Annotated in this window: 8 protein-coding genes and 1 pseudogene; 1 reads left to right on the forward strand and 8 read right to left on the reverse strand. The window is 74.0% G+C overall.

What is annotated here, in order from left to right; translation table 11 throughout:
- Nucleotides 1–38: 38 nt before the first annotated feature.
- Together ACIGNX_RS30235 and ACIGNX_RS30240 are read right to left on the reverse strand one after the other, a co-directional pair.
- A complete protein-coding gene (locus ACIGNX_RS30235) occupies nt 39–731 on the reverse strand; it encodes a carbonic anhydrase family protein (protein WP_396544227.1) in 693 nt (230 codons plus the stop codon).
- Nucleotides 732–1,059: 328 nt separating this feature from the next.
- Nucleotides 1,060–1,911: a GNAT family N-acetyltransferase gene (locus ACIGNX_RS30240; RefSeq protein WP_396544228.1), complete on the reverse strand. Its 852-nt coding sequence runs from the start codon at nt 1,909–1,911 to the stop codon at nt 1,060–1,062.
- A 220-nt stretch (nt 1,912–2,131) separates the two neighbouring features.
- Between ACIGNX_RS30240 and ACIGNX_RS30245 the strand changes: the two genes are divergently transcribed.
- Nucleotides 2,132–2,905: a GAF and ANTAR domain-containing protein gene (locus tag ACIGNX_RS30245; RefSeq protein WP_396544229.1), complete on the forward strand. Its 774-nt coding sequence runs from the start codon at nt 2,132–2,134 to the stop codon at nt 2,903–2,905.
- Nucleotides 2,906–2,909: 4 nt separating this feature from the next.
- On the opposite strand, the gene ACIGNX_RS30250 is transcribed toward ACIGNX_RS30245, so the two are convergent.
- The 6 genes and pseudogenes from ACIGNX_RS30250 to ACIGNX_RS30275 form a co-directional block, all read right to left on the reverse strand.
- Nucleotides 2,910–5,684: a TIR domain-containing protein gene (locus tag ACIGNX_RS30250; protein WP_396544230.1), complete on the reverse strand. Its 2,775-nt coding sequence runs from the start codon at nt 5,682–5,684 to the stop codon at nt 2,910–2,912.
- Nucleotides 5,685–5,761: 77 nt separating this feature from the next.
- Nucleotides 5,762–8,668: a hypothetical protein gene (locus ACIGNX_RS30255; RefSeq protein ID WP_396544231.1), complete on the reverse strand. Its 2,907-nt coding sequence runs from the start codon at nt 8,666–8,668 to the stop codon at nt 5,762–5,764.
- A gap of 253 nt (nt 8,669–8,921) precedes the next feature.
- Nucleotides 8,922–10,562 (reverse strand): annotated as a pseudogene (locus ACIGNX_RS30260) (serine/threonine-protein kinase); the annotation flags it as partial.
- An 89-nt stretch (nt 10,563–10,651) separates the two neighbouring features.
- Nucleotides 10,652–11,848 (reverse strand): GNAT family N-acetyltransferase, encoded by a 1,197-nt coding sequence (locus ACIGNX_RS30265; protein ID WP_396544232.1) that lies wholly within the window; start codon nt 11,846–11,848, stop codon nt 10,652–10,654.
- Nucleotides 11,849–11,937: 89 nt separating this feature from the next.
- Entirely contained in the window at nt 11,938–13,689 is a 1,752-nt protein-coding gene (gene ctaD / locus ACIGNX_RS30270; RefSeq protein WP_396544233.1) for a cytochrome c oxidase subunit I, read from the reverse strand.
- A gap of 159 nt (nt 13,690–13,848) precedes the next feature.
- On the reverse strand, nt 13,849–14,013 hold the full coding sequence (locus tag ACIGNX_RS30275; protein ID WP_396544234.1) for a hypothetical protein: 165 nt from the start codon (nt 14,011–14,013) through the stop codon (nt 13,849–13,851).
- Nucleotides 14,014–14,049 lie beyond the last annotated feature (36 nt).

The raw sequence follows: 14,049 nt of genomic DNA on the forward strand, positions 1-14,049 counted from the left end.
CGGGTGGGGCGGGGGTGTTCCCCGTCCCACCCGGCCGGTCAGAGGTGGGGCGGTTCGACCTGGACCGTGCGGCCGTTCAGCGGCTGCACCGGACGGGCGTTGCCGCCCTGGAACAGGCCTTGGAAGCGGGACACGGTGGCCTGCGCGACCGTCTTCTCCCCCATCACGAACCACCGCACGCCCTCGGTGAACGGCGCGGTGGTGAGCGAGCCCGTGTAGCGGGCGGTGGCACGGTCGACCGGCAGCAGGCTGTTCAGGTCGAGGTCGCCGACGTGCACCTCCTCGCCGCACTCGGGCGCGAGGTGTGCCAGCACCCGGTCCACTGTGGACGGAGCGCCGACGCGCAGCGGGACGCCGATCACCAGCAGGGCGCCGGCGGCGCCGCGGTGCACCAGGTGCATCTCCAGCGGGTCGGCGTGGCCGGCGAACCGGTGCTCCGAGGGGGTGTGGAAGTGGAACTGCACGAGGTCGTACCGGACACCGGAGAGCGTCACGTGGCCGGCACCGGGGTCGACCTCGAACTCCTCGGTCTCCTCGTGGTCGCGCACGGCGCAGCCGTCGGTCGCGGCGGCGTCCTTGCGGACGTAGTGCAGGTCGCCACCGACGTGGTGGCCGTAGGAGATCTCCAGCCGGGGCAGGTGCGGGTCGACGCGGATCGCCGACGGCGTGATGTCGATCGGGCTCTGCAGCGGGACCTGCGACCTGGCCGGTGCGGCGCCGGCGGTCAGCATCGCGCTGAGGAGGACGGGGACGGCTACGGCAGCAATGCCTCTTCTTGCCACGTGGTGCAGCCCTTCGGGAACCGGAACCGGGCGGATCGACCCGCCCGGCAGGACCGCACCATCCTTCACCCTTTCGATTTACCTCCGTGAGGGTCACAATTCACTCGAACAGTCCAGAAAAGGACATAACAGTCTGTGCAGTCTGTCACAAAAGCGAGATATCAGCCCATTCGGATTACCGCGAATGGACCAGCGAACCGTTCTACCGGAACGCATTGCCCGAGCTGCGACCGATCGGTCCGCGAAGTCCGGGGAGCCTGCGGAGTCCACAAAGGATTCACCGGGTGAGGTCGCGCTCCTCGCCCAGCCGCCGGAAGCCCGCCGACCCGTAGGTCGCCACGGCCGCCGCGTTGGCGCTCGGGGTGCGGACGACCGCGCTCGACGAACCCAGCTCGCGCAGCGCGGCGGCAGCGGCGAGGGCGATCGCCCTGCCGTGCCCGCGCCCGCGGTGCTCCCGGTGCACGCCCAGCGGCTCCAGCAGCCCGGGCCTGCCCGGACCGGCCGACCACACCGTGACCGCCGCCACCGCGACGCCCCGCTCGTCCAGCGCGACGAGGCACCGCGCGTCGGCGTACGCGGGCCCGGCCGCCATCGCGCGCCACCGCGCCACGTCGAACGTCGAACCGTCGAACGACGCCCGCTGCACGGCGGCCCGCACGTGCGCCCGCTCCGGCCCGACCACCTCGACCCGCACGCCGGGGTCGGCCACCGGTCCGGCGAGGTCGCGGCGCAGCGGTGTCCACGACTCCCCCTCGCGCCAACCCTCCCCGGCCGTCAGGTCGCGCACCAGCGCGCCCGCCGGGGCCTCGACCGAGACCGGGCCGTCGGGCAGCACGCCACGCCCGGGATCGCGGAGGTCCTCGACCAGCCGGCGCGCCAACCCGCCGTCCCGGTCGTGGCCCGGCGCGATCGCCAACCGCAGCAGGTCGGGGCCGTCCAGCAGCCCGACCGCGAGCACCCGGTCACCCCGGCTCCAGGTCCGCACCGCCGCGTCGGCCGCCTCCGCGCCGAACCGCCGGAACCAGCCCAGGTCACCGGGGTGCAGCCGCACCGACGTATCGTCGTGCCGCCACCCCCGCAGCACGGCGACGGCCGCGTCCACCCCCGGCCGGCCCGGCACGATCGTCACGCCCCCATCAGACACCACCGGGTGACGGCCCGCACCCGGTTTCGACCCGGCCGGTGCCACCGACACGGCGCTTCCCCGCGCACCCACGCCGCCAACCGGGTGACGTGCGTGCGCTATCTTTGGCGGACTGGTGGGTGTTCAACAGCGCAGCATCCCGCTTCCCACCTCCGACGCCGGTTTCGCGGCCGTAGCGCGGAGCACGGCCTCAAGGGGTGCATCGATGACACGCGACCTGGACGCCACGGTCCTGGGCCTGGCCTCCGAGTTGGCCGAGATGTCCAAGCTGGTCGAGAACGAGGACCACGAGGCCGTCGGACGCCGGTTCGCCCAGCACCTGGTCCGTGCCGTCCCGGGCTGCGACCTGGCGTTCCTGGCGGTGAGCCACGACGACGGCTTCGACGTGACGGCGCACACCGCGCCGCCGCCGCTCGACCCGGCCGCGCAGGACGGCGACCCGATCCGCGAGGTGCTGCGCTACCGCGAACCGCGCCGGCTGGGCGACACCGCCGAGGACCGCCGCTGGCCCCTGTTCGCGTCACGCCTGGCGGTGCGCGGCCACCGCAGCTGCCTGGCCCTGCCGCTGCCCACCCAGCGCCACCCCACCGCGGCGGCCGTGCTGCTGTCGCGGCAGCCGCACCGGTTCAACGACCACACCTACGACATCATCCTGCTGATCGCCCTGCACGCCGGCGTGGCGCTGGACAACGTCGAGGTGCTGCACCACAGCAAGCAGATGGTGGACCACCTGACCACCGCGATCGGCACCCGCCACACCATCGGCCTGGCGCAGGGCCTGCTGATGCACCACTTCTCGTGCGACACCGACAGCAGCTTCACGATCCTGCGCACCGCGTCCCAGAACACGAACCGCAAGCTGCGCGACGTCGCCGCCGACCTGGTGGCGGCGCACGAGCGCGACGAGTTCCGGGCCGCGCTGCGCGCGCACCGCATCACCGGCAACCCGAGGCCGGGGTCCGACGGGCTGTCGGGCTGACCGGTCACCGCTCGCAGGCGAGGTCCTCCGGGGCCGTGCCGCCGACCGCTCCGGTCCACTCCTCCGGCGTCAGGTCGCGGCCCGCGCCCGCGCAGGCCGCGTGGACCCAGGCGGCGGGGTCGAGCCGCCAGCGGGTGATCGAGCCGTTGCCGGTGACCGTGACCAGCTCCCGGCCGTCCGGGGTGGCGACGAGGGCCGTGTTCAGGTCGGTCCGGCTGTCCGGCACCGTGACGGAGCCCACGAAGTCCCCGGTGTCGACCCGCCACAGCCGCACCACCCCGGCCGACGTCAGGCGCGCGACCAGTCCGCCGCCCGGGATCGCGGCCAGGACGGGGGTGTAGCCGGCGTCCGCCGGGAGGGTGCGCAGCACCTGCTGCCCGTCGACGTCGCGCACTTCGAGGCCGTGGTCGGGGCGTGCGACGAGCAGGTGGGCGTCGGCGTAGGCGACCGCGACGGCCGGTCCGCCGGGCAGCCGGTGCTGCCGGCCGGTCGCGGTCTCGGTCAGCCAGGCGGTCCCGTCGGACCGCACGGTGACGACGCGGGCCAGGTCGGCGCTGATGGCGGCGGCGAGGGGCGGTCCGTCGCCGGCGTCGGTCCCACCGGGCGCGGTCGACAGCACCGCGCCGTCGGCGAACGCGCGCACCTCGACGTCGCCGCGGTCGCCCACGACCGCCACCCGCTGCCCGTCCGGCGATGTGCGGGCGGCCACCGGCGTCCCCCGGTTCGGTTCGGCCCACACCCGCGTGAACCCCGCCGCGGTGCGCTCGAAAGCGCCGGCGCCCGCGGTGTCCGGTGCGAGAAGCAGCAGTCGGGTCCCGTCCGCGCTCCACACGGGTAACCCCGCGTCGAGCGGTTTGGCGACCTGCTCCCGGGTCGGCCGCGGCGCGGTGGAGTCGGTGACCACGAGGTTCTCCGTCCCGGTGCCGGACGCGGCGAGGTGCTTGCCGTCGGCCGACACGGCGACGAGGGGCCGGTCGCCGGACTCGGGCGCGGACGTCGCGTCCACCGGCGGACCGGCGACGGCGCGCGAGACCTGGGCGAGGTCCCAGTGGTGCAGGCTCGTGCCGCCGGCGGAGACCAGCTCCCGGCCGCCGCCGACGAACGCGACGGCGTCGACGTTGCCGGTGCCGACCAGGTGGCGCGGCGGAACGGGCGAGTTGCCGTCGAACCGGGCCGCGTACAGCGCGCCACCGCCGGCGGCGGCGACCGAGGCGCCGTCCGGGCTGACCGCGAACCGGTCCGGTTCCGCGATCGGCGTCGACACGGGGTAGAACTCGTCGCCGCCGGAGTACGGGTCGGCCGGGTTGCCGGGCACGACGTGCGTGGCCCCCAGCTTGGCCCAGGCCGTGAAGCTCGCGTCGGCGGAGTACCCGCAGCACGCGTGGGCGTCGCCGGGCACGGTGAGCGGCACGCCTCCCGGGGTGATCCTCATCGAGGGCAGGTCCACCCGGGTCAGGGTGGCCTCGATCCCGGTGTCGACCGCGTTGAGGGTCGTGTCGTCGGCCAGGCCGATCGCCGCCCAGCTCGCGGGCACGTCGGCGCCGCGCCGCTCGCGGCCGGTCGCGCCGTCCAGGACGACGAGCCTCGCGTGGTCGAACGCCGGGCCGGCGACGGCGGCGACCGTGTCGCCGGACGGTGAGACGGCGAGGTACCTGCCCTGCTGCCCGGAGTCGGGGCGGCGGACCTCCAGCGAGGTCGGCGGCACGTCCGGCGCGCCGTTCCAGAGGAACACGCGCGAGCCGTCCGAGGCGGCGATCCTCGACCCGTCGAGGTTCGTGGCGACCTCCGCGATCGCGGTGTCGCCGAGCCGGACCCGGGTCGTGGTGCCGGTGCCCAGGTCCCACCGCAGCAGCTCGCCGGTCGCCGTGCCGATCGCCACGACCCGTGCGCCCGGAGCGCCGGCCAACGCCGTCGTGCGGACGCCCAGCGGCACGACCCGGACCAGGTGCGGGCTCGCGGTGACGGTCTGGAACAGCGCCGACGACGTCTGCGCGTCCGGGTTCATGCGGTACGCGGCCACGGCGTAGAGCTGCGCGAGGTCGAGCCTGCTGTCGATGTCGGACACCGCGATCGCGGCGAGCTGGCGGGCCCGGGCCACCCGCGCCTCGTCCAGCGCCTTGTCGCGCTGGACCCACGCGGTGATCCCGCCGACGACCGCGGCGACGGTGAGGAGGGCCAGCGCCGCCACGACCCCGCGGCGGACCCGCGTGCGGCGGAGCTGCTGCCTGACGTCCTCGCTGTCGAGCTCGTCCTTGGGCACGCCGTGGACCGCCGCGGCGATCGTGCCGACGTCGTTGCGGAACCCGGTGTGCCGCAACGAGAGCTGCGTTTCGGTGCGCGCCCAGCTCAGGTCCACCCACAGGGGCTCGCGGGCGAACCAGCCGCGCAACCGCGACGGCAGGGCGGTGGTGCGCTGCCAGTCGAAGTCGCCGCGGGCGTGGTCCCAGGCGATCCGGCCGTCGGTCAGGACGATCAGGAACGTGTCGCGTTCCCGGTGCTGCTGCCAGAACTCCACCTCCCGCAGCACCCACGGGGACCGCGCGGCCTCCGGTGACGCCAGGAGCACGAAGTACCGGGACCGCGCGAGCGCGGCCTCGATCGTCCCCCACAGGTCGGGGCTCGCCGCGAGGCTCGTCCCGTCCCGGAACACGCGGAGGGCGGACCGCCGTTCGGCCGGGCGGGCGAGCTGGTGCAGTGCCCGTTGCAGGGCCGGCGCGAGCCGGTTGTCGGCCGCGTGGCTGTACGACACGAAAGCGTCGTAACCGGTCGCTGCGCTCACTCGAACACCCCTCACAAAACGGCCCGGTCGACAGCGGTGATCATTGATCTGGCTTATCCACCACCGGCCGGACCGCGTTACGACCGTTCGCCGCGGGGAGTCCGGGACACCAGGACCAGCGCGCCTCCCAGCAGCACGGTCGCACCGCCCACCAGCAGCACCGCGACCGGCAGGGAGGTCGGGATCTCCAGGTACGCGGTGATGCCGAGGATGCGGGACAGGCCCCACGGCAGCAGCGCCAGCTGGTCGTTCCACGCGGTCAGCGCGGTTTCCAGGCCGGTCCACGCCACCAGGGCGCCCAGGGCCGCCGGCGGCGTCCCGGCCGCCAGCAGGACGCGGCCCGCCGCGCCGGCACGGCCCATGTCCGCGCGCAACACCGCGTGGACGAGTGCGAAGGTGCCGAGGAACAAGGCGAACGCCACCACGATGTACACCGACCGGGCGACCGGCTCGGTCCAGAAGGCGAACCAGTAGTGACCGGGCCCCCGGATCGCCAGCACCGCCAGCAGCAGCACCGAGCGCGCCAACGCCACCGCGCCCACCGCCGCCGCGACCCCGGACGTGCCGCGGGCCGTCCACCACAGCACCGCCGCGAACAACGCCCACGCACCCAGCACCGGCACGAGGTGCGCCGGCGCGGCGAACCACGTCAGCACCGCCCGGCTCACCACCACGCCGACCGCCGGCACCGCCCACACCAGCACCCGCCCCGCCCCGGTCACCTCGACGCGCCGCCACGGCCGCGCCAACGCCCGGACCCACGGCCTGCGCCACCCCAGGAGCAGCACGACCGCCAACCCCAGCAGCGCACCGCGCGCCGCCCACGCCATCGCCGCGTCGCGGTCCGCCCGCGCCAGCCCGAGGTCGGCGGCGGTGAAGTTGTAGGCGGGCAGCGCCAGGTCACCGCCGTAACGGCCCAGGTGCTCCGCGCGCAGCGCCCGGTACCGGGTCCGCGCCGCCCCCGCCTCGTCCCGCGCGCCGGCGTCACCGGTGTCCAACCACTGGACGTGCCGCAGCACGGCGGTCCGGTACTCGGCCAGCACCCCGAACAGGTCCACCTCGTAGTCGAGCGCGGCCACGAACCGCTCGCGCAGCGCCGGGTCCCGCCACCCGGCCGGATCCGTCCCGGCGACCAGCTCGCGCATCCGCCGCGCCGTGCGGGTGGCCTCGGCGCCCTCGGCGACGGCCTCGTCCACCCGGTCGCGGCCGACGGCGTAGACCGTGCCCAGCGTGGCGCTGTCACCGGTGGGGATGTCCCACTCGAAGATCCACATCATGGGCGGCGGTTCCAGCCCCAGCGCCCGCACCCGGTGGTCGGCGTACGGGCCGACGTACAGCCCGGTGGTGATCGCCGCGCGGGACAGCGCCAGCGCCCGGCACACCGCGTCCACGACTCCCGGGTCGAGCGAGAACGTGCGGCGCACCCAGTCGGCCGTGGCCTCGGCGGCGTCCTGGTCGGGGTCCCGCGCCAGGCGGCCGGTCACGGCGGAGTTGAGGTCGTAGAGCTGCCAGAACCCGGTCCGCAGGTCCAGGGTCCTGGGCCCGGCGAGCAGCGGCCCGCCGCCCTGCCGCCAGGTCCACACCCCCTCGACGCGCGGGTTGGCCAGGAACGCGCGCAGCGCCTGCCGGTGCAGGTCGCCGAGGTCGTCGGGCAGCGCCCCGAGGCCCTCGAACTCCCGGCGCGACTGGAACTCCACGATCCGCCGGTGCTCCCCCACCAGCAGGGTGTCGTTGAGCGGCAGGTGGCTGTAGAAGTCGCCGAGCGCGTACTTGGTGGAGACGATCAGGCGGTCGTCGTGCAGGTCGCCGAGCACCTCGTCGTAGGCGTCCCGGCTGGTGTGCAGGTCGCCGACCGCGCCGATGCCGACGCTCCACGTGCGGAAGACGATCTCGCGCCCGTGCTCGGCCGCCGCGGCGAGGAACGCCCGCAGCATGGCCCGCACCGCATCGGGCGTGGTGACCGCGATCTCGGAGGTGTAGTCCCAGCCGGCGAACCGGTAGGCCGCGCCGCCCTCGCCGATGCGGATCATCATGCCGTCGGCGTAGGGCAACCGCTCGAACAGCTCGGCCAGCCCGGCCCGGTAGACCCGCCACAGCCGCTCGTCGGTGGTGTCCAAGCCGCCGACCTCGCGGTCCAGGTACGCCTTGAGCGGGGGTGACAGGGCCAACATGTCGGTGGCGAAGAAGACCTTCAGGCCCAGGTCGTGGGCGTGGCGCCAGACCGGCCCGAACGCCGCGACCATCGCCCTCGCGCGGTCGGGGTGCGGGTCGCCGTCGCCGTGGACGCCCAGCCCGTCGAACGTGACGTACTCGAGGAACCCGGGCACGACCACGCCGTTGTACCCGTCGGCCGACGCGTGGCGCACCAGCGCGCGGAACTGCTCGGCGATCTCCTCGACCCGGGCCCGGTCGACGTAGGGGGCCTCCGGCAGGACCGCCGTCCCGACGACGTCGGAGTTCAGCGAGTAGTCGTCGCCCCCCGCGAACCGCGCCGGGTCGTCGGGCAGCCCCACCGCGCCCAGGTCGGTCAGGCGCAGGCCCAGGCGAGGGGCGACCACCCGCCCGTCGGCGACCACCTCGCGCCCGGTGCGGATGCGGTCGGCGACGGCGTGCAGGCCGGCCGCGACGCCGTTCGGGGTGCCGCCGACCACGACCGGGCCCGGGTCGACGCGGTACGCCTCCGGTGGCAGCCCGGGGTCCAGCCGGGTGGTCAGGTCGCCCGACGCGCCGACGGCCGGTCGGGGACGCCCGCGGTCCACCAGGGCGTCGGCCACGGCGGTCGCCGCCAACCGCACGGGCGGCTCGTCGGACGTGCCGATCGACGCGAAGTCGGGTGGCGGCGCGAGCGGTCGCGGCGGGGCGGCGACGGGCCGTTCCACCGGGACGTCGGCGGGCCGCACGTCCACCCGCAGCGCGTCGCCCACCTGCCAGGCGACGACCCCGCCGATCCCCAGCAGCACCAACACCACCACCGCCACGCGCACCCGGTGATGGTCGCCGGGTCGGGGCGGTGTTCACAACACGTTGTCCAGCGCGCGGGGGACGAACCCGGACACGCGTCGCGCCGCTTGACTCGGTGCCGGTGGCGCGGGCCCGGACCTACGACGGTTCCTCCGGCGCGCCCGGGACGTCGAGGACGGGCGAGCGGTGCGGGTCGCGACCGGTCACCGTCGCGGAGCCCACCGACAGGCCGGGCAGGCGGCCCGGTCGGCGCGGGACCGGTCGGCGCGGGACCGGTCAGCGCGGGGCGCGGCCCGTGCGGCGGATCACGGTCTTGATGTAGTCGAGGGTCGGGCCCCGGTCGCCCTCCAGCTCGCGCTGGTTGTTGAAGTTCCACGCGAACAGGCCGAGGCGGTTGAGCTCGGCGATCGACTCGTCGGTCAGCAGCAACCGGACGTCCAGGTCCAGCACCTCGCCCGTGGTGTCCAGGTAGGCGGCCACCATGACCTTGCCGTACTCGCCGAGCACGCGGACGCTCTGCCGCACCTGGAAGACGTTGCCGTACGGCTGCTTGATCACCACCGCCTGGTAGTCCGACGCCCGCAGCGCGCGCTCGAAGTGCGCGAACATGGACCGGCCGCCGCCCTCCTCGGGGTCGTCGTCCTCGACCTGGTAGCCGTCCCAGCCCATCGCCACCCGGGCGTTCGGGGCGGTCTCCTTGATGATCCGCCGGACGTCGAGGTAGCTGTCCTGCAACGCCTCGTAGTAAGCCGGGCTGTCGCCGTACGCGCCGTCCTCGCACGCCATCTTGTTCACCTCGTTGAACACCGTGACGTACAGGGGCGGGTCGTCGGCCTTGCCCGCGAAGATCCGCGCGAGCGCGCGCATGTGCTCCCCGAACGCGGGCGACAACGGGTAGGGGCGCCCGCAGCCGGGGCCGTACCTGCTCTCGACGGGCACCTCGGGGTCGTCGATCTCCCAGTCCGCCACGATCACGTGCAGCGCGAACCCCCGCGCGTAGGCGTCGGGCACGTCCCTGTCCCGCCACCCCGCCATCGTCTGCAGGTCGCTCGGCTTGTGGTAGTTGGTGGTGAGCATCGTGACCGGGGCCTGCCGCACGAACTCCGACTCCAGCGCCGTGCCGATCTGGTCGCCGATGCCGTACAGGAGCCGGCCGGACTGCGACCCCGGGGCCGCGCCGGTGGAGGGGACGCCGGACCCGGACAACGTGCCCCCGAGCAGGGCCACCAGCGCCACGGCCGCGACCGCCGTCGTCAGCGCGTGCTTCGACACCCCGCGGGGAGCGCCGAGTAATCGGGCCACCTTCCCCGCGTCGGGCCTGCGCGCCGGGTCGGTCTCGGTCATCGCGGCCACGATGCCCGCCAACCGCCTGTCGACCCGCCCCTCGGCCGCGGCCGACAGCGTCACGCCGAGCGAGTACACGTCCGCCGCCGGGGTGGCGCGGTGGCCGCGCAGCACCTCAGGCGCCAGGTAACCGGCGGTGCCCGCGTCCTTCGCGCTGCCGGTCAGCGTCACCTCGTCCCACATCGCGACGCCCAGGTCGGCCAGCTTCGCCGTGCCGTCCGCGGTGACGAGGACGTTGGCGAGCGTGATGTCGCGGTGCACCATCCCCCTGGCGTGCATGGCGGCCAGCGCGGTGGCGACCTGCGCGCCGACGCGGGCGGCGAGGTCGGGGTCGATCGGGCCGTCGGTGCGGCAGATCTCGGCGAGGCTGCGCGCGGGCAGGTACTCCATGACGAGCCAGCGCCTGCCGCCGTCCACGACGGTGTCGAAGACGGCGATCACGTTGGCGTGGTGCAGCCCCGCCCCGATCCGCGCCTCGCGGCGGGTCGCCTCGCCGTCCCCCGTCGTGGCCAGCTTGAGCGCGACGACCCGGCGCAGTTCGAGGTCGGTGGCCCGCCAGACCTCGCCATGCCGCCCGTGCCCACGACCTCGTCGAGCCGGTACCGACCGGCGATCACGTCCTCGCTACGCACCGATCCAGCTTAGTCACGGTGCGCAGTCGTTCAGAACCACTGGAGGCAGTGCGGGGCGCGGTCGGGGCGGAAGAGGTCGTCGGCGGTGGTCGTGGCGGTCCCGTGGTGCGCCGTGACGCGGCCCGCGCGGACCAGGGTGCTCGGCGCCGTTCCCCCCAGGTAGAGCGAGCCCAGGTCGTCGATGCGCAGGGACAGGTCCGGGGCGCGGTCAGTCGGGGCGCACCCCGCCCGGCCGTCGCGCACGGTCAGCAGGTAGGTGGTGCGTTCACCGAGGAACGGGTCGTCCACGTCCAGGACCAGCTCGCCGTCGGCGGACCAGTGGCGGGCCGTCAGGGCGCGGGGGACGTCCAGCAGGCGCACCCACAGCCAGTCGGTGTCGTCGCCCACCTCCGCCGCGCGGAAGTCGGAGAGCTGCCAGCGCAGCGGGTGGCCCGGCGGGACCTGCTGGAACACCACCTCGGTGACCAGGTCGTGGCCGAGGGCGAAGCGGGCCAGGGCGGTGAACCCGGCGTCGTCGGCGGTGACGACCTCGTCCACGGTCAACGTGCCCGAGTCGATCGAGTAGCTCGCGTACCCGTCGGGCACGCCGGCGGCGTCGCGGTGCACGGCGACGTAGCGCGGCGTCCGGGCGATCGGCGGCTTCCCCGCGCCCAGCGCCCACCAGCGGTGCGGTCGGGCCAACGCGCCGGGCAGCGCGCGGCGGTACCGGTCGTAGACCTGTTCCAGCACGTCGACGCAGTCGGCGCGGCGCAGCACCTCGACCGGACCGGCCGCCCCGGGCACGGCGAGGTCGCCCTTGTGCCGGGGCACGGTCAACCGCTGCGTGTACGTCGCCGGGCCGTAGCCGAACCGGCGGTAGATCAGCGCGTCGGAGGCCAGCAGCACGGCCAGGGACTCGCCGCGGGCGCGGAAGTCGGCCAGTTGGCGGCGCATCATCGCCGTGAGCACGCCCCGGCGGCGGTGCGACGGCACCACGCCGACGCCGCTCACCCCGGCCGCCGGCACGACGACCCGACCGGGCAGGGTCAGCTCGAACGAGTACGCCGCCGCGGTGCCGACCGGCCGCCCGTCGTCCGCCACGGCCAGCAGGTTGCGGTCCATCTCGATCGCCGCCCACCAGACCCCGCCGCCGTCCTCGTCCGGCGCTCCCCGGAACACCCCGAACGCGGTGTGGAGCGTGTCGAGGAAGACGTCGAGGTCCTCCTCGGTCGTGGAACGGATGCGCATCGTCGCCGCTGCCCCTCCCGGCCGTGGACACCGCGACCTGCGGCGTTGCGCACAGTCCACGCGTCGGCCCGCGGTCGATCAAGCGAATTTCACCCGTCGCGGTCGGTGGGCGCCAGCACCTCCTCGGTGGTCTTGTCGACGCCGACGTCGTCCTGGTCGCGCTTGAGCACGGAGTAGTGCGACTCGTCCCGCATCCGCTCGACCATGTGCGGGTAGTGCAGCTCGAACGCGGGCCGCTCGGAGCGGATGCGGGGCAGCTCGGTGAAGTTGTGCCGCGGCGGTGGGCACGAGGTGGCCCACTCCAGCGAGTTCCCGAACCCCCACGGGTCGTCCCGCCCGGCCGGTTCGCCGTGGCGGTAGCTGCGCAGCACGTTCCAGACGAACGGCAGCGTCGACGCGCCCAGCACGAACGACCCGATCGTGGACACGGTGTTCAGGGTGGTGAAGTTGTCGCTCTCCAAGTAGTCGGCGTAGCGGCGGGGCATGCCCTGGTTGCCCAGCCAGTGGTGCACCAGGAAGGTCAGGTGGAAGCCGAGGAACGTGGTCCAGAAGTGCAGCTTGCCCAGCGGTTCGTCGAGCATCCGCCCGGTCATCTTGGGGAACCAGAAGTAGATGCCCGCGTAGGTGGCGAACACGATCGTGCCGAACAGCACGTAGTGGAAGTGGGCGACCACGAAGTACGTGTCGTGGACGTGGAAGTCGATGGGCGGCGAGGCGAGCAGGATGCCGGACAGCCCGCCGAACAGGAACGTCACCAGGAAGCCGACGCTGAACAGCATCGGCGACTCGAACGTCAGCTGCCCCTTCCACATGGTGCCGATCCAGTTGAAGAACTTGATGCCCGTCGGGATGGCGATGATGAACGTGGACGCGGCGAAGAACAGCAGCAGCACCGCGCCGGTGGCGTACATGTGGTGCGCCCACACGATCACCGAGTACAGCGCGATCGCGATGGTCGCGTAGACCAGGCCCTTGTAGCCGAACAGGGGTTTGCGGCTGAACACCGGGATGATCTCGGAGACGATGCCGAAGAACGGCAGCGCGACGATGTAGACCTCGGGGTGGCCGAAGAACCAGAACAGGTGCTGCCACAGGATCGCACCCCCGTTGGCGGGGTCGAACACGTGCGCCCCGAGGTGCCGGTCGGCCAGCAACCCGAGCAGCGCGGCGGTCAGGATCGGGAACGCCACCAGCACCAGGATCGACGTGACCAGGACGTTCCAGGTGAAGATCGGCATCCGGAACATCGTCATGCCCGGCGCGCGCAGGCAGATCACGGTGGTGATCATGTTGACCGCGCCGAGGATGGTGCCCAGGCCGCCGACGACCAGGCCGGAGATCCACAGGTCCGCGCCGACGCCGGGGCTGTGGATGGCGCTGGACAGCGGTGTGTAGGCCGTCCAGCCGAAGTCCGGCGCGCCGGCCGGCGTGAGGAAGGCGCTGACCGCGATCAGGCCGCCGAACAGGTACAGCCAGTACGACAGCGCGTTGAGCCGCGGGAACGCCACGTCCGGCGACCCGATCTGCAGCGGCAGGACGAAGTTGGCGAAGCCGAAGACGATCGGGGTCGCGTAGAGCAGCAGCATCACCGTGCCGTGCATGGTGAACAGCTGGTTGTACTGCTCGTTGGACAGGAACTGCAGGCCCGGTCGCGCCAGCTCGCCGCGCATCAGCAACGCCATCAGGCCGCCGGCCAGGAAGAACCCGAACGACGTCGTCAGGTACATCAGGCCGATGGTCTTGTGGTCGGTGGTGCGGAACAGGCGCGGCAGCGCCGAGCCCTTCGGGCCGCGCACCGCCGCTTCGACGGGCACGACGGGTGTCGGCTTGAGCGTCGTCATCGGTGGCCTTCCGGAGGCGGGGACTCGGCGGACACGCCGAGGTACCCGCGCCGGCCCGGACCATGCGCGATCACGGCGGCGGATCCGCGCGACGCCCCGTCCCGCGAGCCGCCGGTGCGGGTCGGCCGTCGCCGGGCGCGCCTCGGCCGAGGAACGCGGTCAGCACCGGCGGGGAGCCCACTCCTCCAGGCCGGCCCACTCCTCCGGGCCGCCGCACCCGCTGCCGTCGACGAACACCAGCTCCGGGACCGGTCGACCGGACCGCGGCCGCCGCACGAACGCGCGCAGCTCACCCGCGGCACCGGGGACGACGGTCGGTTCCACCGCGAAGTCCGCTCCCGCCGGGCGAGCGCAACAGCC

The organism is Actinosynnema sp. NPDC053489 (assembly GCF_044544865.1).
Classification (GTDB): Bacteria; Actinomycetota; Actinomycetes; order Mycobacteriales; family Pseudonocardiaceae; genus Actinosynnema.

Bases quoted from the DNA above. Each gene is read 5' to 3' on its own strand.
- ACIGNX_RS30235 (WP_396544227.1), bottom strand. From the start codon at position 731: ATGCTGACCGCCGGCGCCGCACCGGCCAGGTCGCAGGTCCCGCTGCAG.
- ACIGNX_RS30245 (WP_396544229.1), top strand. From the start codon at position 2,132: ATGACACGCGACCTGGACGCCACGGTCCTGGGCCTGGCCTCCGAGTTG.
- ACIGNX_RS30265 (WP_396544232.1), bottom strand. From the start codon at position 11,848: ATGCGCATCCGTTCCACGACCGAGGAGGACCTCGACGTCTTCCTCGAC.
- ctaD (WP_396544233.1), bottom strand. From the start codon at position 13,689: ATGACGACGCTCAAGCCGACACCCGTCGTGCCCGTCGAAGCGGCGGTG.